We start from the raw sequence: 24,649 nt of genomic DNA, 5'->3' as shown, positions 1-24,649 counted from the left end.
CGACTGCTGGCCTAGTCGTCGAAGTCTTGGTTGAAGTCTTTGGGGTGCAGGGCTAGCTTTTCTGCTTCGGCATCGTCGAGAGCCTCGGCGCGGCCCGTTTCGCGCGCCTTTTTCGCTTTGTAGGACGAGCGGAAGTAGTGGTACGCCGTCGGTAGCACCGTGAGAGTCACAGCGGCGAGCAGGATCAGGTCGATGTACTCGACGATGAAATCGCTGAGCCACGGAATGTAGCCGAGCAAGTAGCCGCCGAAGGTGAGCCCGGAGCCCCAGATGAGAGCGCCGATCGCGTTGTAGAGCGAGTACTTGCGGTAGTCCATGTGGCCAACGCCCGCCGCGACCGGTGCGAAGGTGCGCACGATCGGCACGAAGCGCGCCATGATGACGGCGAGGCCGCCGAAGCGGGTGAAGAAAGCGTTGGTGCGTTTGACGTTTTCGACGCTAAAGAGACCTGTTTCTTTTCGTTCAAAGATCTTGGGGCCCACTTTGTGCCCAATGAGATAACCGACCTCACCGCCGAGGAAGGCGGCAAGGCTCACCGCCAAACAGACCCACCAGATGTCGTATTCGATGACGCCGGCAAAGGTGAGAACACCGGTGATGAGAAGCAGCGTGTCGCCAGGAAGAAAGAATCCGACGAGCAGCCCGGTCTCGGCGAAGACAATGAATGCCACGCCCAGCAGCGCGAATGCCCCAAACCCGGTAATCAGGTTTTGGGGATCGAGCCAAGGGATGATGGCGGTGCCTACCAAGGGATTTTCTCCAGAATCGTCGGCTAGGTGCGCGTAGTCGGCGACGTTAGCGATGTACGTCACAGAGTAACGCGTGCTGGAGAGGGTTCGCTGTGGGGGATACCCCCGCTTCTGCGGAAACCCGCGAGCTGCTGCTATCCTTAAGAAAGCAACTATCGAAGGGTCGCCATGAGTCTCGAACACAGCACCGATCACGATCATCTCCACGTGGGCAATGTTTTTTCGGCCACGTGTCCGTGCCGCGATTTGTTGGATGTCGTCGCCAGCAAGTGGTCAGCCCTCGTGATCGGGGCCCTGTTAGGCGGACGGATGCGCTTTGGCGAGCTTCAGCGACACCTCGACGGAATTTCGCCTAAGGTGCTCACGAGCACGCTGCGCAAACTCGAAGATTACGGAATCGTTGAGCGCGAAGTGTTCGCGGAGGTTCCGCTCCGCGTGGAATACACCCTTACCCCGCTCGGCCAGGATGCAGGAGTGCCGCTCGAAGCATTGCGGGTCTGGGCCGAGTCACAACTCGAGCACGCCCAGCGCACTGAGGCAGCACGCGCACTCGTCTAGACACTTACCTCGGGGTAACTTGCCTCCCTTGCGGGTCACCACTATGAGCGGTTTAGCGTGGTGGCACACGCCAGCGATCACGCAAAGGACCCCATGAACTCGTCCGCTCTCTCCCCCTTCAGCATCTGCTCAGCAGCCCCCGCCGTCATCACTCGCACCGGCGGACCGATTGAGAGCGAGGGAAGCCTGGTCGACTCAGAACTGACCGTTGACGCACCAACCGGCCACGACATCCTCGTGGAAGTTGCTGCAGTTTCGGTCAACCCCGTTGATGTCAAAGTGCGGGCTGGCGGAGAAGTAGCTGATCGCGTTCTCGGATGGGATGCCTCCGGTGTTGTTTCCGCTGTCGGACCCGACGTGACACTGTTCCAGCCGGGCGATGAGGTTTGGTATGCGGGAGACATCACTCGCCCCGGAACCTATTCGCGGATGCACCTGGTTGATGAGCGCATCGTCGGCCGCAAACCGTCGAGCCTGAGCCATGCCGAAGCCGCAGCGATGCCGCTCACGACCATCACGGCCTACGAGGCGCTCTTTCACAAGCTCAAGCTCACGAGCGCCAGCACGGGCACTCTGCTCGTTCTGGGAGCCGCTGGGGGAGTGGGCTCGGTGCTCATCCAGCTCGCCAAGCAACTCACCGGTGTGCGCGTAATCGCGACAGCATCGCGCGACGAAACCCGGGCATGGGTGACCGAGATGGGGGCGGATGCCGTCGTCGACCACCGCGGCGACCTCGCAGCGAACGTTGCTGCGGTTGCCCCCGAGGGCGTGGACTGGGTATTCACCTCGCAGACCGGCACGAACCTGCCCGCGATCGTCGAGCTCATCAAGCCGTTCGGCGAGATCGTCGCCATCGATGACGAGGCTGGTCTCGACTTGCTCTCGCTCAAGGGCAAGGCCCTCAGCTGGCACTGGGAACTCATGTTCACCCGCTCCGCTCAGCACACCGCCGACATGGTGCTGCAGCACGAACTGCTGGGCGAAGTTGCAGACCTTGTGGATGCCGGACGTATCCACACCACCCTCACGCACACGTTCAGCCCGCTCAACGCAGAACAGCTGCGGGCCGCGCACGCGCTCGTCGAGACCGGCGGAGCCATCGGCAAGACGGTAGTCGCTGTCTGAGTGAGCACTACACGGAGTGCGCTATTTGGTGCGGAAGGCGGGACTTGAACCCGCACGCTCGAAAGCACAGGAACCTAAATCCTGCGTGTATACCAATTTCACCACTCCCGCTGGCCGGATAATCTTATCGCGACTCGGACGACTGTGTTTGCGCCTATGGGATTGCTTCAACTTTGCTGTGCACGGCCCCGTCGGCCCCGCCATCCTCGTGTTAATGGAGGCGGAGGGTGTAATTTATGAAGTGTCTTCCCTATGGAGACGACGTCCGCGATTGCGCCTTCCAAGAGCCCTGTGAGCCACAGCTAGCGCATCGCACGAAGCAAGGAGAGCGACATTACCGTTCACGAGCTCCAATCGAGCCTGTTCACCCTCGACTCGGCCACTGCCGAAGCGATCCGTACCGCTGCCGAGCGCATTACTGCGCACCCTAATGAGAACCCGGATGACTTCGGTCGTCAGGCTCTCGCTGCAGCGTTCAGTTTGCCTGAAGAGGTCCGTGCGGCTGTTTTGAATTTTGCTGAAGTCGGTTCTGAAGCCGGCATCATGGTTGTGCGTGGTCTGTACGTCGACGAAGACCTCACGGACACCCCGCTCGACAACAAGAGCGGCCTGGGCGCCGGCACCATCTTCGCTAAAGAAATGGGCATGCTTGCTCACCTCCTCGGCAGCATGGTTGCCTACGAGGCTGAGGGCAATGGTCACCTTATCCAAGACATGGTCCCCAACCCGAAGCTTGCTGTAACTCAGCAGTCGCAGGGCTCGAAGGTTGAGCTCGAAGCTCACACCGAGCAGTGCTTCTCTGACTTCAAGCCTGACTACGTGATCCTCGGTGCCCTTCGCGGTGACGAGAACGCGAAGACGTATGCGTTCTCGGGTCGCAAGCTTGTTGCGCAGATGACTCCTGAAGAGGTTGCCAAGCTGCGCCAGCCACTGTGGGCAACCACGATCGACGAGTCGTTCCAGCCATACATTCCTCGCCCGGATGCCGTTCGTGGCCCGTTCCCAATCATCACCGGTCCAGAGGACGACCCGTACATCCTCGTTGACCAAGACCTCATGCACGGCATCACCGCTGAAGCTCAGCGTCTGCTCGGCAAGGTCGTCGAGACCTACATTGAGCACCGCGACGCTCACGTGCTGCAGCCGGGCGACCTGTTGATGCTCGACAACCTGCGCGCCATGCACGGTCGTTCGATGTATGCCCCGCGCTTCGATGGCAAAGACCGCTTCATTGCGCGTGGCTTCGTCGTGCGCGACCGCCGCAAGCTCTGGCCACAGCTGCTCGAAGACCGCCGCACCCTCGCTGCGGTTCACAGCTAAGACGCTCAGCGAAAGCTAGCTAGTTCGTAACGACGCGGGTCGTCTGCTCCGGCAGGCGGCCCGCGTTTGTGCGTTTCGGGGTGATGGCGAGGAAGAGCGCGGCGACGATGCAGAACTGGCCGAAGATGCCCAGAAGCATGCCGGGGCTTGACGCATCCCCACCTCCGATCGCAAAGGTGTCGGCCAGCCCCATTCCCATGGAGAAGCCAGCGAACCACTGGAAGAAGATCGCGGCGCTCAGGAGCGCGAGGCTCGCAACGAGCATCCCGCGCAGAGTAACAATGTTGGCAAATATTCGTGACGTCGTGATGGCGGTGAACACCACTGCCGCGAGGGGCCAGAAGATGGCCCAAATCCACGAGAAGACGTCGGCTTGGAGTTCCCCCGCGGCATCCATTGCTGCATAAATTTCATCAAGTGAGAGTTCCGGAACTTTCGCGAGCGGGTTCCACACGTAAATATTTACGATGCCGATAGCAACGATGGCAATCATCGCCACAACCGTAGCTACGCCGATCAACAGTCGGGTTCGGAAGTCCAGCGTGGTGTTTCCGAGCACCTCATGAGTGGTTGTCTCGTTGACGTGGGTTGCTGTTTCGTGTGGTGGCTCAGCGGGCTGGGCAGTGGCGGCTCGCGCACGAATAGAAAACCACGTCATGACGATCCCGAAGATGAGCAGCGCGATCGCGAATGCGCCGACCGCTGCACCGATCACGGTAACCGCGACCGGGAAATCGAGCACGGCGGGAGCCCCGAGGCCGTAAAAGCCCCAGAGAAGCTGATTAGCGCCCAGAAGTCCAGCGCTGAGATAGGCGGCGGCAGCCCACCGCGCGAAACGTGACGAGGGCGACGAAAACGAAGTCATGCCGACACTCTAAGCCAGCGGCATCCGAAATCAAGGATTATTCAGCCGAGGGGTGAGCCGGGCAATATGCCCACCCTCTCGGCTGAAGTTCTTAGCGCTTGTGGCGTCCGCGGAGGCGGGCGAAGAGGCCCTGAGGTGCCGGTTTTGGTGCCGGAGTGTCAGTTTCGTCTTCGCTGGCACCGGGCAGGATGCGCAGGATGTTCATGAGGCTCAGCGCTGCCAGGAGCGAGTGTGCCTCATGGGGCAGAGTTTCAGCAATTGCTGAAAGTTCTTTAGCCGAGAGCGGTGCGTGGCTCAGGATTGAGGTCATGCGCAGCTGGTCGGCATCGTGCGGAAGATTCGTGATGTTCGGCCAGCGACGCAGGCGGTAGCGCGCGCCATCGGTGAGCCACGGCGCGGGGGTGTGAGCGTAGCCGGTGGTGCCGATCATCCACAACAGCGGGTTGAGGTCGAAACCGGCACCCGTTGGCATGATCACTTCTTCACGAATGTGACTACGCACGTTGATGCTCACGGGATGTGTCGGGAAGTCGGTGATTTCAGCCTTCCACCAGTAGGCGCGCTCGTTCACATCGATCACGAGCATCGGGAAGCTGGATGAGGTGATTGACAAAACAGTCGGCTGCGCGCTGCTGGACGCAATCTTGATTGCTTCCGCAACCTGCGCCCACTCAGAAGCGAGAATTGACTGGTCGAAATCATCTTCGGCTGTTTCTCCGACGAACCCGACGGTGGGGTCGCCGGCGACTGCGGAGTCAACTGCTTGCTCGGGCAGTGGCGCCTCAAGCTGACGGAGCGTGCTGGCCAACGTCGGCTCAGGTGTCGTTTCGCGCGTGATCGGCGTCGTTGCGGTGGCGGGCTGAACGGAATCTTCGCGCTCGTCGTCGGTGGGGTCGGCAAAGTCGACATCGACCAGCTGGTGCACCAGCGGTGCGCGTGCTCCAGAGATCTGGTCAGTCCACGTGTGGTTGTCCCACCAGCGCAGCTGGGGGAGGCCAAGCGGGTCGGGGTACCAGCCGGCGGGGATGTTGGTTGTGTATGTAGTCATCTTCACGCCTCCTGCGTGAATTGGTGTGCGGTGCCGAGGGTGCATCGCGGTCGTGCTTGGGGTAAAAATCCTCGAGTCAGAATGTGATCTGCGGGTTAGACGAGTGATCGCATTCTGTTCGTAGTTCCTGGTCCTACTGCGGGTGTTTCGGGTAGTGCTTGCTCAGGTACTGCGTGTGCGGGTTGTGCGAGTAGTTCGGGTTCTGCAGGTAGTTCGGGGCCTTCGGGTTTTCGGTTTGTTCTTAGTTCGCCATCAATAAGGTGTTGAGCCTTCGCGCGGTTCGGCGCGCGGCGGTCAACGATATGCCGATGGTTTCTTTGTCGGTGAAGAGGGCTGCGAGTACCAGCGGGTGGTCGTCGACTCGCACTTGCACGACGTGGCCATGAGCGGCCGCGACGATCACAAACTCGTTATCTCCGAGTTGCAATTCTCTAGCGACAGCATCGGCGAGGGCCTGAGTGGAACTGGCCATGCTCGCGAATCGATCGCTGTCAAATTCTTTACCGGCTACCGAAACAACGCTGAATCCGTCTTCTGTTAGAAGGGATGCGTAGCGAAGTGACGGTGCTAGATCACGAAGTCCGCCTAAGGCAAGTTCGCCTCGGACGATGTACTTGGAGTCGAGGTGGGGAGCGAGAGTCATCGTGCCCTCCGTCCACCGGAACCGACGCCGATACTGTCGGCGACGGCTTGCTTGAGCTCGATGTTGGCGATGAGCGTCATGAGGAGCGTCATCATCTCTTCCTGAGAGCGAGCATCCACGGTTAGTACCGGGATCATCACGTCAGGCATTTCATCGGCAAGAGCGTTGGCGTATTCCTCGATCAGCGCGCGGGGCACGAGGTCGGCCCGCGTGAGACCGATCACAATTCCGCCGCGCTCGTAGAGGGCGAAGAATTCTTTGACGTATTCGATCGCGGTCTCGACAGGGTTGTCGGCATCCGCATTCACCAGCAGCAGTACGCCCTCGGCGCGTTCGGCGAGAATCGTCCACATGAAGTCGAATCGACGTTGACCGGGAACGCCATACAAGCGAACTTTCTCGGCCTCGTTGATGCCGATTTCGCCGTAGTCGAGAGCCACCGTGGTGGTGGGCTTGTCGGCAACGGTTCGGTCGCTATTTGCGGCCTCCGTGCTGACGACATCGATCTCGCTGAGGGCGCGAATAGCGGAGGTCTTGCCGGCGCCCATTGGCCCGGCAAACAGGATTACGTGCTCTGCCATCTGATCCCTCCCCCAGGAGTTCGTTCTGCGGTTCTTTCTCACTGAAGCATGCAAGCCCCCGAAGCGGGGTAGTAGACCCCCGTTTGGGTGTCGTTAACAATTGCCCCCATAAATGCTGACCAGAACGTTCTGTCTGTCCCCTCAAGACGTGCCGTGTTTTCTGGGAAGTCAGACAATTATCTAGACCAATTCGGTACTGGTCTCGACGGCCCCGGGGGTCAGCGAGAGGGGATGGAGGCGGGTGCGCGAGCGGGAATTTGTGCCCCGACAATTGCCGCAAGAGCCAGCCCAAACCCGAGCAATTGGAGTGCGCTAAAACGTTCGCCAAGGAGAAGCGCGCCGAGCGCAGCCGCTGTGAGGGGGGAGAGCAAACCGAGCACAGCGAGCGATGAAATCGGCACGATTCGAACCCCCCGAAACCAGAGCGTGTATGCGACGATGCCGCCGGCGATTCCTAGCCACGCATAGCCAGTGATAGCGGCCCCGCTGAGCGTCGCCGGAATGCCCTCTGCCAGCAATGTGATGGGGAGGAGAAAGAGCCCGCCAGCGGTGAGAAGCCAGCCGGCATAGCTGAGCGCCGACACCTCGGGCGGTTTTCCCCAATGCTTCGAGAGAAGCACTCCGAGCGCCATGGATGCCGTGCCGCCGAGTCCGGCGATGAGGCCGAGGGTGTCGAGTTGGGCGCTCGCCCGCAACACAACGAGGGCAACGCCGAGCGCGCCAATGATGCCCCAGATCACGAGTCGCCAGGGAGCGCTTTGACGAAAGACGGCGACGATGAGCACGGCGACGATGAGGGGTTGCGCGGCACCCAGGGTGGCGGCGACTCCGCCGGGGAGGCGGTAAGCGGCGATGAACAGTAGGGGGAAGAAGGCGCCGATATTGAGAACGCCGAGCACGAGGGATTTCCACCACCAGGCGCCGCGGGGCAGCTGGCGGGCGATGGCGATGGCGATCAGGCCGGCAGGCAGAGCGCGCACGAGGGAGGCGAAGAGGGGGTGCCCGGTCGGCAGCAGCTCGGTGGTGACGATGTAGGTCGTGCCCCACGCGATAGGAGCAATGGCGGTGATGAGGGTGTCGCGCAGCCGCATGAGAACTCCTTAGCGTTGAATAGTTGAACATTAAAGAATCTAGCCGGGTTATGCTGGATTCGTCAAACAATTCAACGTTGAGAGATCCTGAGGCACCATGACAGACAGCGTCGATCGCATCCTCGCCCAATGGGCCGCGGTGCGCCCCGACCTCAACGTCTCGGCCATGGGCGTGCTCGGGCGACTGTCCCGCCTCACGCGACTCCTCGAGCGCGCGCAAAGTGATGTCTTCGAGACGCACGGTCTGCAACCAGGGGAGTTCGACATCCTTGCGACCCTGCTGCGAACGGATGCCGGACCACGCGGCCTCACCGCGGGTGCGCTTTCCGCCAGCGCCATGGTCACCTCGGGAGCGATCACCAATCGGCTTGATCGGCTCGTCGCCAAAGGGCTCATCTCGCGCGATATCGATCCCGACAACCGTCGCACCATCCGCGTTACGCTCACCGGGCAAGGAACGCGCACCATCGAAGCAGCGCTCGCCGACCACCTTGAGAACGAAGAACGCCTATTGGAGTCGCTCAGCGCAAGGGAGCGATCCCAGTTTGAAAGCCTGTTACGTGGGCTGCTGACCGTGCACGAAGGCGAGCCGAATCACACCGCGTAGCGGGCGTACTGCTCCCGAATAACCGGGTGGAAGTCGGATGCTGGCTCCGCCACAGTAGCGATAGCCCAATCGGGGCGTGTGCCGTCGAGCACCCACGCCGCTTGGGCTGCGGCACCCAGCGCGACATACTCTGCGGGCTCGGGAACCACGACCGGTACCGCAAACACCTGCGACGCGATGGTCGACACGGCGGGGTTCTGGGCGGCGCCACCGATGAGGAGGATGCGCTCGGCGGAAACTCCTTGGCGGCCGAGAGCGTCGAGGCCATCCGCGAGCCCACACAGCAGTCCCTCGATGGCGGCGCGCGCGAGTGACGGCCGGGTCGTAGAGGCCAGTGTCATTCCGAAGAGGGTTGCGGTGGCATCCGGAAGGTTGGGGGTTCGTTCGCCTTCGAAGTAGGGCTGCAGCACGAGTCCGCTAGCGCCGGGGGTCGCTTCGAGCGCGAGAATGCCGAGCTCATCGTGGGTGACGCCCAGCAGCGTGGCGGTGCTGTCGAGCACGCGGGCGGCATTCATGGTGGCGACGAGGGGCAGGAAGATGCCGCTCGCATCGGCGAAGCCCGCCACGGTGCCGGTGGCGTCAGGAACCTGAATTTCGGTAACAGCGAAGACGGTTCCGCTGGTGCCGATCGAGACGACGACATCGCCTGTCCGGGCGCCGAGGCCCAGCGCAGCTCCGGCGTTATCACCAGCGCCGCACGCCACCGAGATCGCCGCGTTCGCTGTCACCGAGGCGGCAAGGGTAGAGACAGCAACGGTTCCGGCGGATTCGCCGGGCGCGACAATGCGGGGGAGTGTGATCGCCGAGGCATCACGACCCAGCGCCGCACCCAGAACGTCGAGGTCGTACTCATTGGTCACCGCGTTGAAGTAGCCGGTGCCGCTCGCGTCCGAGCGGTCTGTGGTCAGCTCGCTCAGCGCAGGATTCTCGGGGCCGAAGCCGCGCAAACGCCACGTCAGCCAATCGTGCGGCAAGCACACGGCGGCTACCAGCGCAGCGTTCTCGGGCTCAGCGTCGCGCAGCCAGCGCAGCTTCGTTGAGGTGAACGAGGCGACCGGCTTCGAGCCAGTGCGCTCCGCGAGGTCAGGAAACTCTGCGCTGAGGGCGTCGGCCGCGGCCGCAGAGCGGGTGTCATTCCACAGCAGGGCTGGGCGAATGACCCGGCCGACGGCATCCAACACGACCATGCCGTGTTGTTGGCCGCCGACCGAGATCGCGGAGACGTCATCCAATCCGCCCGCCTCGGTGATGGCCTCGTTGAGGGCCACCCACCAGGCGTTCGGATCAACCTCGGTGCCGGTCGGATGGGAGGCGCGGCCGGTGCGCACGAGCGCACCGGTTGCGGCATCCACAATCACGATCTTGCAGGACTGGGTTGAGGAGTCGATTCCCGCGACGAGGGTCATTTAGCGGGCGCCCATGAGGTGCTCGCCAGCAAGCTGCTGGAGGCGAACGAAGCCGAAGCCCTTGCCGCTGAAGTAGGCCTCGTGATCGAAGTCTTCGTAGGAGGCACGGTCAGCCAGCAGGTCGTCATAGCTTTCATTCTCGCCGAGAGTGTTCTCAGAGAGTTCGAGGACGCGCGCTTCGACGAGAGCTTCTTGCACCTCAGGGTCGGCGCGGAAGGCAGCAGCGCGCTCCTTGAGCAGCAGGTAGTTGCGCATGTTGGCGGCAGCAGAAACCCACACGCCGTTTTCGTCTTCGGTGCGGCTGGGCTTGTAGTCGAAGTGACGCGGGCCCGTGTAGGTCTGGCCTCCATCGGGGCCACCGTTTTCGAGCAGGTCGACGAGCGAGAACGCATTGTGCAGGTCACCGTGACCGAAGACGAGGTCTTGGTCGTACTTGATTCCACGCTGGCCGTTGAGGTCAATGTGGAACAGCTTGTCCTGGTACAGCGCCTGGGCAATGCCCGAGGTGAAGTTGAGCCCGGCCATCTGTTCGTGACCTGTCTCGGGGTTTACACCGAACAGCTCGGGGCGTTCGAGGGTCTCGATAAATGCCATGGCGTGACCGACGGTTGGCAGCAAGATGTCACCACGGGGCTCGTTGGGCTTGGGCTCAATAGCGAAGCGGATGTCGTAGCCCTTTTCGGTGACATAGTCACCAAACAGGTTGAGCGATTCGCGGTAGCGCTCGAGTGCTGCGCGCACATTTTTGGCGGAGTCGTACTCGGCACCTTCACGGCCGCCCCACATGACGAAGGTCTTGGCGCCAAGCTCTACGCCGAGTTCGAGCTGACGCATTGCTTTGCGCATGGCGAAGCGACGAACGCTGCGGTCGTTCGACGTGAATCCACCGTCCTTGAAGACGGGGGCGCTGAAGAGGTTGGTGGTGACCATCGGCACGATGAGGCCGGTGTCGCTGAGTACTTGCTTCAGGCGGTCGATCTGTTTCTGGCGTTCGGCATCCGTCGATCCGAAGGCGAAGAGGTCGTCGTCGTGGAACGTGATGCCGTAGGCGCCAAGCTCGGCGAGCTTTTCAACGCCGTGAACGATGTCGAGGGGGGCGCGGGTTGCTCCGCCGAACGGGTCAACTCCCTCCCAGCCGATTGTCCACAGGCCGAAGGAAAATTTGTCGGCGGGGGTGGGTTGTAAAGACATTGTGGTTCTCCGTTGGCAGCAGTGGCAATAAGTAATTGAGAACAACATACTCTGGCAACTGACACACGTCAATCTCGAACCGTGGGTCAAATTCCTTATATTTATTGACTTTCCGTATCGATTTGGCGAAAGTTTTCGAAAGTTGTTGCATTCAACGTATAAAGCAATATAAGTTCGCTCTATCAACAAAACGGGGCGCTTACCGCTGCCCCTCGCGATACAACGAAGTAGCGCTCCACGGCGCTGGTAATCCGGCCCGTGCTCTTCGTCTCTCTCGTGAGGACCGCAGCCAAGCCCCGGCCGGTCATACCCCCGTGCGGCTGGCTTTTGCCCGGCAATCACATTTGAAAGGGACAACACGATGTCAATGAAGAAGATAATCGCGGTCGCAGCAGCGACTGTGATGACTATCGGACTCGCCGCCTGCAGCAGCGACGCCGCAGGAACTGGCGGCGGCAGTGAAGGCAGTGTCGGAATCTCGATGCCCACCCGCAGCCTAGAACGCTGGATCAACGACGGCGAAGGCCTCAAGGCTCAGCTCGAAGATGCCGGCTACTCAGCAGACTTGCAGTACGCAGACGACAAGGCCGACACCCAGATCAGTCAAATCCAGAACCAGATTGCATCCGGCGTCGACGTTCTGGTTATCGCAGCAATCGACGGAGAGCTTCTTGCACCGGTGCTCGCCGACGCGAAGGCTCAAGACATCGCGGTTATTTCTTACGACCGTCTGATCAACGGCACTCCCGACGTCGACTACTACGCTACGTTCGACAACTACAAGGTTGGTCAGCTTCAGGGTGAGTTCATCGAAGAACAACTCGGACTTGCCGATGGTGCCGGCCCGTTCAACCTCGAGCCGTTCGCCGGCAGCCCCGACGATAACAACGCCAAGTTCTTCTTCTCCGGCGCCTGGGATGTCCTTCTTCCTTATGTAGAGAATGGCCAGTTGGTTGTTCCCTCGGGTAAGGCTCCGGCGAGCAACGATGACTGGGCAAGCATCGGAATCCTCGGCTGGAAGTCTGACTCGGCTCAGTCCGAACTCGACAACCGCCTCGGATCGTTCTACACCGGTGGCGAGAAGATCGACGTCGTTCTTTCTCCCAACGACAGCCTTGCGCAGGGTATTGCCGCTTCGCTTCGCAGCGCTGGTTACACCGCCGGAACCGACTGGCCTCTCTTGACCGGTCAGGATGCCGACAAGGCGAGCGTCGTCAACATCCTCGCTGGCGAACAGTCGATGACGGTCTGGAAGGACACCCGCGAGCTGGGCAACGTCGTCTTCGGCTTCATTGAGGCGATCATGGCCGGTGAAGAGCCCGAGATCAACGACACCGAGACGTATGACAACGGTGAAAAGGTTGTCCCCGCGTTCCTCATTGCGCCCGAGGTTGTTGTGAAGGATGACGTGCAGTCGAAGCTCATCGACTCCGGCTTCATCCAGGCCTCAGACGTAGGTCTCTAGCCCCGGCTAGATCCTAGTAATACGATTCGACTTCGGGGGACGGCACAGTAGCCGTCCCCCGAAAGTCACTGCGAGCGGAGCACACTCATGACTGCCATCCTCAGCATGAACCAGATCACCAAAGACTTTAGCGGCGGCGTTCGCGCCCTCGACGGCGTAAGCCTCGAGGTGGAACGCGGCCACGTCCACGCTATTTGCGGCGAAAACGGCGCCGGCAAATCGACCCTCATGAAAGTGCTGAGCGGGGTCTATCCCGTCGGCAGCTATGGCGGCAGCATTAACTTCGAAAATCACGAGACTGCCTACAAGTCGATCAACGACTCTGAGGCCGATGGCATCGTGATTATTCACCAGGAGCTCGCGTTGAGCCCCTACCTCTCTATTGCCGAGAACATCTTCCTCGGAAACGAGATCGCCACGCGCGGTGTCGTCGACTGGCCCAAGACCAATCGCGAGGCCACCATGTTGCTCGCGCGCGTCGGCCTCGACGAACTGCCCAGCACTCCCGTGCTTGAACTCGGTGTCGGCAAGCAACAGCTTGTAGAGATCGCCAAGGCTCTCTCTAAGCAAGTGAAGTTGTTGATTCTGGATGAGCCAACCGCGGCCCTCAACGATGAAGACTCGGCACACTTGCTCGACCTCATCAATAGCCTTCGCGGCCAGGGCATCACGTGCATCATCATCTCGCACAAGCTCAAAGAGATTCGCCGGATTGCGGATACCGTCACCATCATCCGCGATGGCCAGACCATCGAGACCTTCGAGATGAAGGAAGCGGATGCCACCGAAGCACGCATCATCCGCGCGATGGTCGGTCGCGACCTCGACAGCATGTTCCCGCCGCACACGCCAGACATTGGCGATGAGCTGTTCCGGGTAGAGAACTGGACAGTGCATCATCCGGTCGACACCACGCGCAAGGTCGTCGATGATGCCTCGTTCTCAGTGCGGGCGGGCGAGATTGTCGGTTTCGCCGGACTCATGGGTGCTGGCCGCACCGAGCTCGCGATGAGCATCTTCGGTCGCTCCTATGGCAGCCACATCAGCGGCACGGCCTTCAAAGAGGGCAAGGAAATTTCAGTCAAGAGCGTGAGTGAGGCGATCGGCCACGGCATCGCCTACGCCACCGAAGACCGCAAACACTTCGGGCTCAACCTGATCGGCAGCATCGCCGTCAATATCTCAGCGGCAGCGCTCTCGAAGCTCTCACGCTTCGGCATCGTTGACCGCTTTGCGGAGAACAAGGTCGCCGAGGACTACCGCGGCCAAATGAACATCAAAACTCCGAACGTGTCGGTGCTCGCCGGCAACCTCTCGGGAGGCAACCAGCAGAAGGTCGTCTTGAGCAAATGGATGTTCTCCGGCCCCGACATCCTGATTCTCGACGAACCCACCCGCGGCATCGATGTCGGTGCCAAATACGAAATCTACGGAATCATCAACGACCTCGCCCGCCAGGGCAAAGCGGTCGTCGTGATTTCCTCAGAACTACCGGAGCTTCTCGGACTCTGCGACCGCATCTATGCGATCTCCGAAGGCACCATCACCGGCGAGATTGATCGCGCCGACGCTACCCAAGAACGACTCATGCACTTGATGACCGCGGGAAAGGACTAACCCGATGAGCACCACCACCCCCACTCGTAAACCGCCCAAGATGCGGGTCGACCTGCGTCAGTACGGCATCCTCGCCGCGCTCGCCGTCATCGTCATCCTGTTCCAAGTGTTGACGGATGGTCGGCTCCTGCTGCCCGGAAACCTCAACAACCTCATCCAGCAGAACGCCTATGTGCTGATTCTCGCCGTGGGCATGGTCATCGTGATTATTGCGGGACACATCGACCTCTCGGTGGGCTCCGTCGTAGCCATGGTCGGCGCGGTTGCCGCGATCTCCATGAGCCAGTGGGGGCTGCCCTGGTGGGCCGCCGTCATCATTTCGATTCTGCTCGGCGCAGCGGTCGGAGCGTGGCAGGGGTTCTGGGTGGCCTTCGTGGGCATCCCAGCCTTCATCGTCACGCTCGCGGGCATGCTGTTGTTCCGCGGTCTCACGCTCGTGTTCCTCACGGGCGGAACGATCAACGCGCTTCCCGGTGAGTTCAACGCGATCGGCGGCGGGTGGCTGCCCGAGCTGTTTGGCACGATTGGTGAAGGTCGCGGTAGCCGTGACATTCTCACGATCGTCCTGGGCGTTCTGGCTGTCGCAATGTTGATCACTCAGCAGGTGCGCAGTCGCGCCAAGCAACGCAGTCTTGAACTTCCCGTGGAGCGCAGCGTTTCGTTCTGGATCAAGAACGGTGTCGCTGCGGTAGTCATTCTCGCTCTGACGTTCCAGCTTTCTGCGTACCGCGGAACCCCGATCATCCTGATCATCTTGGCCGTGCTGATTCTGCTGTTCACGTTCGTGTTGAACCAGACCGTCTTCGGCCGCCACGTGTACGCGATCGGTGGCAACCTTTTCGCCGCACAGATGAGTGGGGTGAAGACCTCGTGGATCAACTTCTTCGTCTTCGTGAACATGGGTGTGCTCGCAGGGCTCGCCGGTGTCGTCACGACGGCACGCGCTGGTGGTGCCGTAGCATCGGCCGGTCAGAGCTTTGAACTCGATGCCATTGCGGCCGTCTTCATCGGTGGCGCGGCTGTCACCGGTGGTGTCGGAACGGTGATCGGTGCTGTGATCGGTGCGCTCATCATGGGCGTGCTCAACATGGGCCTGTCGATCCTCTCGGTGGATGCTGCCTGGCAGCAAACCATCAAGGGGCTCGTGCTGCTTCTTGCCGTGGCGTTCGACGTCATGAGCAAGCGGCGCGCCGGACGTCGCTAGTCTTAGCATCACCGTTTTATTGCCAATCGAGTGGAACCGCCCGTGAACCAGAACACCCCGCCATCGTCGCCGCTGCCGTCGTCGCCGACTGGCGCAGGCAGCACGGGTGGTCGCGGCGATCGCACTCGGCGGCACAATCTGTCGCGCGTGCTGACCCTGCTTCACCGTGGGGCTCAGCGCCGCTCGCAGCTGACCGCACAGACGGGCCTTAACCGCTCAACGATCGCGGCGCTCGTGGCCGAGCTCACCGAACTGGGTTTGGCCTACGAAAGTGAGCCTGATCCCACTCGGCAAGTAGGTCGCCCGTCACCGATGGTGAACGCGGATGCTCGCACCGTTGCCATTGCGGTCAACCCCGAGATCGACGCCATCACCGTCGGGGTCGTGGGGCTCGACGGTTCGCTCTTGAAGCGCATCCGCTATGAAACAGAGACGCCCCCGACAGTTTCCGAGTTCGTGAAGATCTCGAGCCTGATCATCGAGAGCGTGCGCGGCGAGTACGAATCGACGGGCCGCATCGTCGGTATCGGCATTGCCGCGCCCGGTCTTGTGCGCGTCGAAGACGGCCTCGTGCGCTGGGCGCCTCACCTCCATTGGCGAGATGAACCAATCACGGAGCTGCTCGCCGAGGCGACCGGCTACCCCGTCTCTACCTCCAATGACGCGAGCGTGGGTGCGCTCGGCGAGCACATCTACGGTGCTGGGCGCGACATCGATGACCTCATTTATCTCAACGGTGGTGCCAGTGGTATTGGTGGCGGCATCATCGCAGGCGGGCGGCCGCTGACCGGACGTGCCGGCTATGCGGGAGAGTTCGGCCACGTTCGCGTGGAAAACGGTGCGGCAGAGAAGGGCACGCGCGAAGAGGGCAGCCTCGAGACCGAAGTGAATCGTGCTGACCTGCTGCAGACGCTTGGCCTCACCAACGTTGATGCCGAGACGCTGGATGCGGCGCTCCGCGAATCCACGGATCCTGCGGTGAGCGAGCTGGTACATCGACAGTTGCTCTCCCTCGGCACCTCGCTGCGCAACGCAGTGAATGTGTTGAATCCTGAAGTGATTGTGCTGGGTGGTTTTTTGGCATCCATCTTCGCGTTCGATCCCGAATTCTTGATCGAGCGGGTGCGCAGCCAGTCTCTCGAAGCCTCCTTCGAGGGCGTGCAGATCGTGCCCGCTCAGCTCGGTGCAGACCTGCTCATGATCGGGGCGGCTGAGCTCGCTTTTGCGGCGTTGTTGGAAGACCCAGCGGCGCTCTAGCCGCACGGTTGATTGACCGGCTAACCGCCCGTCGCCGTAACCTCGGGATAGTTTCGGCCAAACCGAAGCTCCCGGTCTTAGGGTTGTGAGATGAACTCCGATTACCGCGATTCTGGTCTCGTATTTCCGCCGAACTTCATCGTTGGTTCTGCGACGGCGGCCTATCAAATTGAGGGAGCGGCTCGCGATGGCGGCCGCACCGAATCCATCTGGGACACTTTCAGTCACACCCCGGGCAAGACCTGGAACGGCGACACCGGTGACGTTGCCGACGACCACTACTACCGGCTCGAATCCGACCTCGATCTCATGGCCGAGCTGGGTCTCGACGCCTACCGCTTCTCCATCTCGTGGCCGCGATTTCAGCCGGGTGGGCAGGGTCCGATCAACCCCGAGGGAGTGTCGTTCTACTCGCGTCTGGTCGACGGGCTGCTGAGCCGCGGCATCCGCCCCATCGCCACTCTCTATCACTGGGATCTGCCGCAGGAACTCGAGGATGAGGGCGGTTGGCCTGAGCGCGATACCGCTCTGTGGTTCGCCGAATACGCCGAGCTCGCGGCCACTGCCCTGGGCGATCGCGTGCACACGTGGACGACCCTCAACGAGCCGTGGTGTTCGGCATACTTGGGCTATGGCTCGGCATCTCATGCACCCGGTCGCGCTCGGGATGTTGACGCTCTCGCCGCCGTGCACCACCTCAATTTGGCTCACGGAATGGCGGTGCCGCGCATTCGTTCCGCTGCCACGAATTCGCCCGAGGTGTCGGCGACGCTGAATTTCCACGTGATTCGGGGTGAGGATGCCGAAGCCAAGCGTCGTATCGATGCGCTCGCGAACCGCGCGTTCACGAGCCCGATGCTGCTCGGTCGCTACGACGATGACTTCATTGCCGACACGAGCGAGGTCACCGACTGGTCATTCGTTCACGCGGGTGATCTGGCGACCATCCATCAGCCGCTCGATTTTTTGGGCGTCAACTATTACTCCACCGTCACGGTGAAGATGTGGGATGGCGTGAGCGAGCGCGTGATGAACGACGGTCACAAAGACATGGGCGGTTCCGCGTGGCCGGGTAGCCGTACTGTCGAGTTCTTGCCGCAAGACGGCCCGTACACGGCCATGAACTGGAACATCGCGCCCGATGGTCTCGAAGAACTGTTGGTCGATTTGGGCGAGCGATTCCCTGACCTGCCGTTGATGATCACCGAGAACGGTGCAGCGTTCGACGACGAGGTCACGGATGGTCGGGTGCATGATGCCGACCGGGTCGACTACCTCAACCGGCACTTCACGGCCGCGCACCGTGCGGTGCAGCGCGGGGTGAACCTGCAGGGGTACCTCGTGTGGTCGCTGCTCGACAACTTCGAGTGGGGCTACGGCTATTCGAAGCGCTTCGGCGTTGTGCGGGTCGACTACGACACTCAAGAACGCATCGTGAAAGACAGCGGGCTGTGGGTTTCTGAGGTTGCCAAGAACAAGGTGACGCCGGCGCTGAGCTAGACGTCGCGCGCTGCCTCGTTCGCGACCATCGTGCGGCGGATGTGTGAGCGAGCATGTTCGATCGCGGGCTCGAGTTCGGCGAACAGGTGGTTGGGGTGCCGCAGCGATCGGATCACTCCGAGGCGCTTGAGCACATCCAGATGTTCGGGGCGGATGCCCTTGATGATGACGGTCACGCCGCGTCGTTCGAGCGCGGTGATGAGCTCGGTGAGAGTGTGGGCGCCGGTGGCATCGATGAGGTGCAGTTGCGACAGCCGCACGATCACGACTTCGAGACCGTCGTGTTCGTTGATGCGGTCGATGAGGCGCTCGGCTGCTCCGAAGAAGAGTGAGCCATCGATGCGGAAGAGCGCAATGCGTTCGTCGCCGGGTTCGGGGGAGCCGGGGAGTTCTTCGCGGTGAACACCGCTGGCCTTACTCATGGTGCGCAGGGCGAAGAAGGCGGCGGCAGCGATACCGATCCCCACGGCGATGATGAGGTCGAAGCTCACCGTAATGATGCCGGTGATGACGAACACGGCAGCTTCAGATTTGCCGGTGTGCAGCATCGTCTTGATCAGGGTGGGGGACATCATGCGGGCGGCGGTGGCCATGAGAACGCCCGAGAGTGCTGCCAGTGGGATGACTGCGACGACCTGCGCTGCGAGGTACACGACGGTGAGGAGGGCGAGGGCATGCACGATCGCGGAAACGCGGGTGCGGCCACCCGAGCGCACGTTTACGGCGGTGCGGGCGATGGCGCCGGTGGCCGGCATCCCGCCAAAGAAGCTGGAAGCGACGGATGCCAGCCCCTGGCCGACGAGTTCGCGGTCGGCGTTGTAGGGCCCGGTGTCTGCCATGCCGGCGGCGACGCGGGCGGAGAGCAGGGATTCGATGGCGGCGAGGGCGGCGACGGCGAACGCCGGACCGATCAGCGTGGTGAGGTCGAAGTCGAACGAGGGCACGGCGGGCGCCGGCAGCGAGGCGGGCAGTTCGCCGATGGTGGCGAGCGGCAAGTTGAGGGCTTGAGCTGCGATCGTGACGACGACGATGGCGATGAAGGAGGCGGGAAGGCGACCGCTGATGCGGGTGAGTAGCAACATGATCGCGATCACAGCCGCAGTGACGCCGAGGGGGAGCAGAGCAGCCGGCCACTGGGCGGCAGCGATGAAGGCCCCTGCCGCGAGCACGGAGTTGGTGGGGTGTTCAGTTCCTTCCGTGCCGAGCGCCGAGGGCACTTGTTGCAGGAAGATGATGATGCCGATGCCGACCGTGAAGCCTTCGATGACGGGCCAGGGGATGTAGCTGACGGTGCGGCCGAGGCGCAGCACGCCCGCGACGACGACGATGATGCCCGCGAGCAGGGTGACGATCGCGACGGCCTCGACGCCGTGACTGACGACGATGGGAGCGAGCACGACGACCATCGCGCCGGTGGGGCCGGAGACCTGCACGTTGGAGCCACCGAAGACTGCGGCAACGATGCCCGCGACGATGGCGGTGATGAGCCCAGCTTCGGCGCCGACTCCGGAACTAACGCCAAAGGCGAGGGCGAGGGGCAGGGCGACAATACCGACGGTCACGCCGGCGATGAGGTCTCCGCGCCAGCTGGTGCGGAGGAGACGGTAGTCCTTGACGCTGGGCAGGAGCGCCTTCCAGGAACGTTTCATCGGGCATCCGGAATCGTGGGTAGTCCGGCAACGAGATCGCGTTGGCTGTCGGTGTCGGCAAGGATTTCGCCGAGCAGCACGCGCGCGACACGGAGGAGTTCAGAAATTTGGGGGTGAGCGAGGCGGTAGTAGACGACGCTGGCGCGACGTTCGGAGACGACGAGCCCGTAGCGGCGCAGCACGGCGAGGTGTTGCGAGAGGTGGGAGGCTTCGAGGCCGGTCGCGGTCAGCATCTCTGTGACAGAGGCTTCGTCGGCCGCCGACAAGATTTCGAGCACCCGGATGCGGTGAGGATGCGCGAGCCCCTTGAAGAGGTTCGCCTTGATTTCGTAGAGCGGCCTGCGCTCATCGAGAACGGCCATTGCTGTGCTCCTGATCGGTGCGGGCGCTTTAGTCGCGCTCAGGTTTCGGCGGCATAGCCACCACAGATTAATGAATTGATGTAACCATCATATCAAGCGGTCGGGCGCCAAGAAATCAGTGTTTCGGTTGCCGAGGTTAACCAGGGTCAGTGATCGCAGGGTGGCAAAGGTCGGCGCGCCTATTCTGTGGTGGGCATTAGGAGAATAGATTTTTCAGCCGAGAATTTCGCAAAGACATTATCGTTCGCGGGCGGCCCCCAAGATTCGATAGTTTGACGCTGACGGCCCAATTTAGGCTGTTTGGCGAGCAACTGTTCCTGCAGGTCTATTGAGATGGCAATTTCCAACATCGAGCGCGTCGTTTCACAACTCTGTGGGCCGGCTCCGAACTCCGCATTGAGGTCCACGCTCGCAAAAGTCAGCAGTTGTGCGGGCCGCAGAAAGATTCAATATTGCATCTTTGGCACTGCGGTCGCGAGCCAACTACCGGTTCCAGAGGTGCCGCAAGCCGCTCGGCAATCTTTTTATCCGGTGTTGCAGAGGTCGGTGACGCGGATGGCTCTACTGCGGGTAGAAGACGCCGTCGTCATTAGCGCGCCTCCAGCGTTCTGGGTCTCGTCCTGCGAGTCGGCCCAATTCGGCTTTACTCAATTCCTGTCGAAGCAGAGAAGCTCCGGTCAGGCTGACGATAGACATATGTGCCAGCCCGAAATTTCGGTCGAACATATTCTTCTCATCGAGAAGATTCTTGACCCCGAAAAACAGTTTCTGCGTGCGCCCCGCGAGCTTTCCATAGCCCGCGTCCAGCATGCCAGCAACGAGCGAGAACCCACGAAGAGCAAATTCGGAGACGGGCACAAAGTTTGCCACGACTCCATCAGGTAGGAGAACAGTTTCCTCTACCTCGAAGAGGTGGTACGCGTTTGGCTGGAAAACGAACTGGGCTTCGTCTTCGAAGTTGTGTTCTTGACGTTTGCTAGGCTTCCCATCGATCGTAGTCACTGGCGTCCACACGGTGCGTGGTGCCAATTTATAGTGGGCAATCTTCAGCCGCTTGACGTCGAACGGCTCGAGCGTGAGCAGGTGCGAATCGCGCAACCGGATGATCTCGGCGTCACTCAGGATGTTTCCAAACACTGTCATCTCCAAGGCTCGAACGGATAGGGCGAGGGGGGGCGACCTTACTTTTGAAACAGGGCGACCTCTGACGCACAGACTATCGGTCCACTACGGTGACTGCATGACGACTTTCGAAACGATAAGCCTTATCGTCAACGCGGCGCTGTTAGTGGCAACGCTCGGAGCAGCGGCTGTCGCCTGGGCGATGGCCATAGCCGCGGGTCGCGGTAAGCTGGCTGCCGAAGAGGCGCGCGACGCGGCGGTCGAGGCTCAGCAGGGAGCCGCCGCCTCTCTTTCCCTCGCGAACTCGATCGCGCAAGAGGCACTCGACGCGCAGCGTCTAGCGCTTCCACCTACATGGGGAAGTCCCGAGCGAAAAGGTGGGCAAAGTTCGTACTTGATCCGGAATAACTCCGGGCGTACGGTGATCTTGAACGGTTTGGAATCCTTACCGGGTGGAAACGTCTATGCTTTCGTGCCCCCGGATCTGCCGATGCGGGTCGATCACGGAGACGTGGTCAAATTCTCCGCTATTATCGCCGGGGCAGCATCGAACTCTGGAAATTCAGTCGAACTCCAGTGGTCGTACGAGGACCAGCCCGAAAAAGTAACGTCCACGATTAGGCGCTTCTAAGCCGTCACCTTGAGCAGGGTACGCCCCTAGAGTTTCAAAAGGCATTCGGAATCTCGGGCAGGCTGATCACGAGTTCGCCTTGACCTTTGGAGTGGCCTGCGCTCGTCGGCTATGACCATCGCTGGGCTCCTGATCGGTGCGGTTGTACTGACGCACATCGTTTCCCTTGCCGAATTGATGGAACCGATGACATCAGCGGGTTGGGATGTTGGTTCGTTTAGCGCTCACTCGAGAAGTGACGTTTCGACGCTACACGCAGGCCCGACGATCGTCTTCTGGTTCGCGGTGTTTCCGTCACAACGCGCAGGCGACGCCAGATTCCGGATCCGGCGATTATCGAGGCTGGGCCAAAGTTGCATACTCGTCAAAATTTCCGGGATATCCCGCTTTGAGAGAGTCGCTCTTCGGCTGCGCGCGTAGGTGACGCAAGATCAAACATCGAATCTCGATGGCGTTGCCAGCGCGTGGCCCAAAGCGAAGACCGTCGACGGCACACCCGGGCTTAGAGGGTTCGACTAACGTTCGTGCTTGGGCTCAGGGTTGGGTTGAAAGCCTACGCGATGCTTTTTGCTCTTGTCTTCGGCATCGTTGATCGCGCGCGAGAGGTCTTCGTCCGGGTGCATGGCTCTAATCGTTTCGAAGAACAGGTCGCGAGCTTGATCTGGCGTCATGCGGGCAGGGTTGGGGCTCATCATTTACTCCATTCAACTCTTGGCCTGAGACTAGACTCAACGCAGGACATTTGACAGGACGCTTGCGCAAGTCTCAGCAATTTCCTTGACGTCCTTGGTGTCCAAATGCTGGCGAGTCTCGGTCGGTTCGTAAGGGATATCGATCGCCAGAACTCCGATACACCTGCCATTTTTGAGGATCGGGACAGCGAGGATTTCGGAGTACTTCCCGACAATAGTTTGGAAATCCTCATATTCGAATCCATCCTGTGTTTTTGCGGGGAGTCGATCAAATGCAGCGCGTGAAAGTTGACCCTCGCCGTGTTTTCGGGCGATCGCAAGCCAAGATCGGTGAACGGCCTTCTTTCGCTGCCACGCCTCGCCAATCGCGCCCTTGCCGGCACGCCAAGTGATGGCACTTTCCTGTGGGGAATCAGACAGCCGGCTCCGGACGAGGCGCTTCAGCATTTTTGTTCGCGACCACCATCGCCTGCGACGTATCTCGAAAACACAACCGCCGAGAAGGATGATGTCTGTGCCGGTCACTCGGGAGATTGATATTAGGGAAGCTATGACTGTCTTTTCTATGCTGATTTCGAGTTCTAGACCAGTTCGGCGTGCGCGTGATGCAGCAATGCCTGAAATCGCGTCGATGAAGGCGGCGGATCCGGCCGCGATTAGAAGAATAGGCTCGAACTTTGAGTCTTCGGGTAGAACTGAGCCCTTCGATAAGGCTCCTAGCACAATTGCACCGAACCCGAGCACGGCAGCCACGATACGCAATGTCAAGCGAATTCCGGCCATAGGAGACGATAGTAACGCTCAACGAGCCTTACTCAGTGCGCCTCGCGGCCGAGCGTCTCAATTGGCAGCGGTATCCGCTTACTTTGGCGAAAGTAGCCGTTGGGCGGTAGTTATTTGAGTTCAGCGAAGAACGAAACATTGCGACAGAGGCCAAAGCCATGAGCCGGCGAAGTGGGTGCTTGAACGCGAGCGTGAATATAATCCGAAGTGCTGATGACCACAGCGTCGGATCAGCCGTAGGGCATAGGGCCTTGCCAGGAACTACGCGCGCCCCGGAATGCTATTTTATTGTTCCGAGTGTCATTGGCGGCCCACCGTGTGATGACTGTTTTGCGGCATCATCCCCCCCCCCCCCCCCCCCCCCTCGAGTCGGGCGATCGGCCGACCAGATGCTTTAAAGTCCGTTTGCCTCGCCGGCTCTGCACAATCCCGAGTTTTGGTATTTCAGCTTTCTGCATCTGCATTGTCCCGTCGCCTAGATTTAGTGAATGCCACTCCACGAAGAAAGTCCCGCAAGAACGATTGCAGTCTCAGCCGCGCTGGGTGGGTTGGGGGGTATTCCGGGACTCGGGGGACTGGCCGGGACGATACAAGGTTCGATTCAAGCGGCAGCAAGGGCGCGCGATGAGAACTTTTGGGCGATGGTGGTCGCGCGAATCTCATCCTTGGAAGCGTGGACAGAGGGCGTGGCGGATCTTACTGATCCGGAATTCCTTGCCAGCGCGCACCGGCTGTTTCGTGTGGCTCAAGAGACTTCTGACGACGGTAAACGAACGCGTCTAGCTGCCGCGCTCGCAAACGCTGGCCCATGGTGTCAGCTTCCTCGCGATGAGCGTGAACGAATGGAGAGAGTCATTGCTGATCTCACGACACGGGAAGTAGGTTTGTTGAAGATCCTCGCGGGCCCAGGGGTATGGCTGCGAAACGCCGACCCTGAAGCATTTGCGTCGTACGAATGGGATTTTTCTGGAACGTTCGCGGAATTTCTTGAATCGCGTGTTGCAAGAGGCGAAAGGTCCGAGATCGTGGCGGTCTACTCAGCGAACGACTCACTTCAAGAGATGGCGCTGGTCGGTTTGTGGGATCGCGGTGAAGTCGGGCGAAATAGGCTATTTAGTAGCAAGGTGACGTCGCGTGGGCAGAATGTGCTCACTTACTTAGAATCAATAGGCAGCTAATTGTT

Annotated in this window: 24 protein-coding genes and 1 tRNA gene; 11 read left to right on the top strand and 14 right to left on the bottom strand. The window is 60.8% G+C overall.

All coding sequences use genetic code 11. The annotated features are described in order from the left end of the window. Window positions 1–11: 11 nt before the first annotated feature. On the bottom strand, window positions 12–749 hold the full coding sequence (locus I6E74_RS10175) for a DedA family protein (RefSeq protein ID WP_197126341.1): 738 nt from the start codon (window positions 747–749) through the stop codon (window positions 12–14). A gap of 168 nt (window positions 750–917) precedes the next feature. On the opposite strand from I6E74_RS10175, the gene I6E74_RS10170 reads away from it, so the two are divergent. Together I6E74_RS10170 and I6E74_RS10165 are read left to right on the top strand one after the other, a co-directional pair. Beyond that, entirely contained in the window at window positions 918–1,307 is a 390-nt protein-coding gene (locus tag I6E74_RS10170) for a helix-turn-helix domain-containing protein (RefSeq protein WP_197125395.1), read from the top strand. Window positions 1,308–1,400: 93 nt separating this feature from the next. Then, window positions 1,401–2,432 (top strand): zinc-binding alcohol dehydrogenase family protein, encoded by a 1,032-nt coding sequence (locus I6E74_RS10165; RefSeq protein ID WP_197125393.1) that lies wholly within the window; start codon window positions 1,401–1,403, stop codon window positions 2,430–2,432. A 26-nt stretch (window positions 2,433–2,458) separates the two neighbouring features. On the opposite strand, the gene I6E74_RS10160 is transcribed toward I6E74_RS10165, so the two are convergent. Then, a tRNA-Leu gene (locus I6E74_RS10160) sits at window positions 2,459–2,543 on the bottom strand. Window positions 2,544–2,912: 369 nt separating this feature from the next. Between I6E74_RS10160 and I6E74_RS10155 the strand changes: the two genes are divergently transcribed. Beyond that, complete coding sequence (locus I6E74_RS10155; RefSeq protein WP_197125391.1) at window positions 2,913–3,752, top strand: TauD/TfdA family dioxygenase; 840 nt, start codon at window positions 2,913–2,915, stop codon at window positions 3,750–3,752. 19 nt (window positions 3,753–3,771) lie between these two features. Here the strand turns inward: I6E74_RS10155 and I6E74_RS10150 are convergent, their stop codons facing one another. The 5 genes from I6E74_RS10150 to I6E74_RS10130 all read right to left on the bottom strand — a co-directional run bounded on the left by I6E74_RS10150 (window position 3,772) and on the right by I6E74_RS10130 (window position 7,980). Further along, entirely contained in the window at window positions 3,772–4,617 is an 846-nt protein-coding gene (locus tag I6E74_RS10150) for a hypothetical protein (protein WP_197125388.1), read from the bottom strand. A gap of 91 nt (window positions 4,618–4,708) precedes the next feature. After that, on the bottom strand, window positions 4,709–5,665 hold the full coding sequence (locus I6E74_RS10145) for a DUF2510 domain-containing protein (protein ID WP_197125386.1): 957 nt from the start codon (window positions 5,663–5,665) through the stop codon (window positions 4,709–4,711). 241 nt (window positions 5,666–5,906) lie between these two features. Further along, window positions 5,907–6,308 (bottom strand): roadblock/LC7 domain-containing protein, encoded by a 402-nt coding sequence (locus I6E74_RS10140; RefSeq protein WP_197125384.1) that lies wholly within the window; start codon window positions 6,306–6,308, stop codon window positions 5,907–5,909. Then, window positions 6,305–6,889 (bottom strand): ATP/GTP-binding protein, encoded by a 585-nt coding sequence (locus I6E74_RS10135; protein WP_197125382.1) that lies wholly within the window; start codon window positions 6,887–6,889, stop codon window positions 6,305–6,307. The genes I6E74_RS10140 and I6E74_RS10135 overlap by 4 nt, the downstream gene beginning before the upstream one ends. Window positions 6,890–7,107: 218 nt before the next feature. Next, window positions 7,108–7,980 (bottom strand): EamA family transporter, encoded by an 873-nt coding sequence (locus tag I6E74_RS10130; protein ID WP_197125381.1) that lies wholly within the window; start codon window positions 7,978–7,980, stop codon window positions 7,108–7,110. A gap of 97 nt (window positions 7,981–8,077) precedes the next feature. Between I6E74_RS10130 and I6E74_RS10125 the strand changes: the two genes are divergently transcribed. Next, window positions 8,078–8,587: a MarR family winged helix-turn-helix transcriptional regulator gene (locus tag I6E74_RS10125; protein WP_197125380.1), complete on the top strand. Its 510-nt coding sequence runs from the start codon at window positions 8,078–8,080 to the stop codon at window positions 8,585–8,587. Here I6E74_RS10125 and xylB read toward each other — a convergent pair. Further along, a complete protein-coding gene (gene xylB / locus I6E74_RS10120; protein WP_197125379.1) occupies window positions 8,575–9,993 on the bottom strand; it encodes a xylulokinase in 1,419 nt (472 codons plus the stop codon). The two genes, I6E74_RS10125 and xylB, sit on opposite strands and share 13 nt — an antisense overlap. Further along, complete coding sequence (gene xylA / locus I6E74_RS10115; protein ID WP_197125378.1) at window positions 9,994–11,184, bottom strand: xylose isomerase; 1,191 nt, start codon at window positions 11,182–11,184, stop codon at window positions 9,994–9,996. It lies immediately after the preceding gene. Between the two features lie 361 nt (window positions 11,185–11,545). Between xylA and chvE the strand changes: the two genes are divergently transcribed. From chvE to I6E74_RS10090, 5 genes are all read left to right on the top strand, one after another. Next, a complete protein-coding gene (gene chvE / locus I6E74_RS10110; RefSeq protein ID WP_304610983.1) occupies window positions 11,546–12,649 on the top strand; it encodes a multiple monosaccharide ABC transporter substrate-binding protein in 1,104 nt (367 codons plus the stop codon). Window positions 12,650–12,736: 87 nt separating this feature from the next. Next, window positions 12,737–14,266 carry a multiple monosaccharide ABC transporter ATP-binding protein gene (mmsA, locus tag I6E74_RS10105; RefSeq protein ID WP_197125317.1) on the top strand — a complete coding sequence of 510 codons (1,530 nt, stop codon included), beginning with the start codon at window positions 12,737–12,739 and terminating at the stop codon, window positions 14,264–14,266. A 4-nt stretch (window positions 14,267–14,270) separates the two neighbouring features. Then, window positions 14,271–15,470: a multiple monosaccharide ABC transporter permease gene (gene mmsB, locus I6E74_RS10100; protein ID WP_197125372.1), complete on the top strand. Its 1,200-nt coding sequence runs from the start codon at window positions 14,271–14,273 to the stop codon at window positions 15,468–15,470. Between the two features lie 42 nt (window positions 15,471–15,512). Next, window positions 15,513–16,727, top strand: a complete 1,215-nt coding sequence (locus I6E74_RS10095; protein ID WP_307784451.1) for an ROK family protein — start codon at window positions 15,513–15,515, stop codon at window positions 16,725–16,727. 90 nt (window positions 16,728–16,817) lie between these two features. Beyond that, entirely contained in the window at window positions 16,818–18,227 is a 1,410-nt protein-coding gene (locus tag I6E74_RS10090) for a GH1 family beta-glucosidase (RefSeq protein WP_197125371.1), read from the top strand. Here I6E74_RS10090 and I6E74_RS10085 read toward each other — a convergent pair. The 3 genes from I6E74_RS10085 to I6E74_RS10075 form a co-directional block, all read right to left on the bottom strand. After that, window positions 18,224–19,876 (bottom strand): SulP family inorganic anion transporter, encoded by a 1,653-nt coding sequence (locus I6E74_RS10085; RefSeq protein ID WP_197125369.1) that lies wholly within the window; start codon window positions 19,874–19,876, stop codon window positions 18,224–18,226. The two genes, I6E74_RS10090 and I6E74_RS10085, sit on opposite strands and share 4 nt — an antisense overlap. Further along, complete coding sequence (locus I6E74_RS10080; protein ID WP_197125367.1) at window positions 19,873–20,238, bottom strand: metalloregulator ArsR/SmtB family transcription factor; 366 nt, start codon at window positions 20,236–20,238, stop codon at window positions 19,873–19,875. Before I6E74_RS10080 ends, I6E74_RS10085 begins: the two co-directional genes overlap by 4 nt. Window positions 20,239–20,799: 561 nt before the next feature. Next, entirely contained in the window at window positions 20,800–21,375 is a 576-nt protein-coding gene (locus I6E74_RS10075; protein WP_197125365.1) for a hypothetical protein, read from the bottom strand. 103 nt (window positions 21,376–21,478) lie between these two features. On the opposite strand from I6E74_RS10075, the gene I6E74_RS10070 reads away from it, so the two are divergent. Continuing rightward, a complete protein-coding gene (locus tag I6E74_RS10070) occupies window positions 21,479–21,991 on the top strand; it encodes a hypothetical protein (protein ID WP_197125363.1) in 513 nt (170 codons plus the stop codon). Window positions 21,992–22,506: 515 nt separating this feature from the next. Here I6E74_RS10070 and I6E74_RS10065 read toward each other — a convergent pair. Both I6E74_RS10065 and I6E74_RS10060 read right to left on the bottom strand, forming a co-directional pair. Next, the gene (locus tag I6E74_RS10065; RefSeq protein WP_197125361.1) at window positions 22,507–22,686 is read right to left on the bottom strand and encodes a hypothetical protein; all 180 of its coding nucleotides are present in this window, start codon (window positions 22,684–22,686) and stop codon (window positions 22,507–22,509) included. 33 nt (window positions 22,687–22,719) lie between these two features. Then, a complete protein-coding gene (locus I6E74_RS10060) occupies window positions 22,720–23,466 on the bottom strand; it encodes a hypothetical protein (protein WP_197125359.1) in 747 nt (248 codons plus the stop codon). Between the two features lie 488 nt (window positions 23,467–23,954). Here I6E74_RS10060 and I6E74_RS10055 point away from each other — a divergent pair, with 488 nt between their 5' ends. After that, on the top strand, window positions 23,955–24,644 hold the full coding sequence (locus I6E74_RS10055; RefSeq protein ID WP_197125357.1) for a hypothetical protein: 690 nt from the start codon (window positions 23,955–23,957) through the stop codon (window positions 24,642–24,644). The last annotated feature ends 5 nt before the right edge of the window (window positions 24,645–24,649 follow it).

The organism is Salinibacterium sp. SWN139 (assembly GCF_015864625.1).
In the GTDB taxonomy this organism is placed as follows: domain Bacteria; phylum Actinomycetota; class Actinomycetes; order Actinomycetales; family Microbacteriaceae; genus Rhodoglobus.
The sequence above is the reverse complement of the archived record's forward strand: the minus strand, read 5'-3'. Positions and strand labels throughout refer to the sequence as shown.

Excerpts from the sequence above, each read along its gene's own strand:
- I6E74_RS10130 (WP_197125381.1), bottom strand. The coding sequence starts at position 7,980 with ATGCGGCTGCGCGACACCCTCATCACCGCCATTGCTCCTATCGCGTGG.
- I6E74_RS10085 (WP_197125369.1), bottom strand. The coding sequence starts at position 19,876 with ATGAAACGTTCCTGGAAGGCGCTCCTGCCCAGCGTCAAGGACTACCGT.
- I6E74_RS10055 (WP_197125357.1), top strand. The coding sequence starts at position 23,955 with ATGCCACTCCACGAAGAAAGTCCCGCAAGAACGATTGCAGTCTCAGCC.
- I6E74_RS10165 (WP_197125393.1), top strand. The coding sequence starts at position 1,401 with ATGAACTCGTCCGCTCTCTCCCCCTTCAGCATCTGCTCAGCAGCCCCC.
- I6E74_RS10070 (WP_197125363.1), top strand. The coding sequence starts at position 21,479 with ATGACGACTTTCGAAACGATAAGCCTTATCGTCAACGCGGCGCTGTTA.
- I6E74_RS10150 (WP_197125388.1), bottom strand. The coding sequence starts at position 4,617 with ATGACTTCGTTTTCGTCGCCCTCGTCACGTTTCGCGCGGTGGGCTGCC.
- I6E74_RS10140 (WP_197125384.1), bottom strand. The coding sequence starts at position 6,308 with ATGACTCTCGCTCCCCACCTCGACTCCAAGTACATCGTCCGAGGCGAA.
- mmsA (WP_197125317.1), top strand. The coding sequence starts at position 12,737 with ATGACTGCCATCCTCAGCATGAACCAGATCACCAAAGACTTTAGCGGC.
- I6E74_RS10125 (WP_197125380.1), top strand. The coding sequence starts at position 8,078 with ATGACAGACAGCGTCGATCGCATCCTCGCCCAATGGGCCGCGGTGCGC.
- chvE (WP_304610983.1), top strand. The coding sequence starts at position 11,546 with ATGTCAATGAAGAAGATAATCGCGGTCGCAGCAGCGACTGTGATGACT.
- I6E74_RS10170 (WP_197125395.1), top strand. The coding sequence starts at position 918 with ATGAGTCTCGAACACAGCACCGATCACGATCATCTCCACGTGGGCAAT.
- I6E74_RS10145 (WP_197125386.1), bottom strand. The coding sequence starts at position 5,665 with ATGACTACATACACAACCAACATCCCCGCCGGCTGGTACCCCGACCCG.
- I6E74_RS10060 (WP_197125359.1), bottom strand. The coding sequence starts at position 23,466 with ATGGCCGGAATTCGCTTGACATTGCGTATCGTGGCTGCCGTGCTCGGG.
- I6E74_RS10080 (WP_197125367.1), bottom strand. The coding sequence starts at position 20,238 with ATGGCCGTTCTCGATGAGCGCAGGCCGCTCTACGAAATCAAGGCGAAC.
- I6E74_RS10090 (WP_197125371.1), top strand. The coding sequence starts at position 16,818 with ATGAACTCCGATTACCGCGATTCTGGTCTCGTATTTCCGCCGAACTTC.
- I6E74_RS10135 (WP_197125382.1), bottom strand. The coding sequence starts at position 6,889 with ATGGCAGAGCACGTAATCCTGTTTGCCGGGCCAATGGGCGCCGGCAAG.
- I6E74_RS10065 (WP_197125361.1), bottom strand. The coding sequence starts at position 22,686 with ATGATGAGCCCCAACCCTGCCCGCATGACGCCAGATCAAGCTCGCGAC.
- xylB (WP_197125379.1), bottom strand. The coding sequence starts at position 9,993 with ATGACCCTCGTCGCGGGAATCGACTCCTCAACCCAGTCCTGCAAGATC.
- xylA (WP_197125378.1), bottom strand. The coding sequence starts at position 11,184 with ATGTCTTTACAACCCACCCCCGCCGACAAATTTTCCTTCGGCCTGTGG.
- mmsB (WP_197125372.1), top strand. The coding sequence starts at position 14,271 with ATGAGCACCACCACCCCCACTCGTAAACCGCCCAAGATGCGGGTCGAC.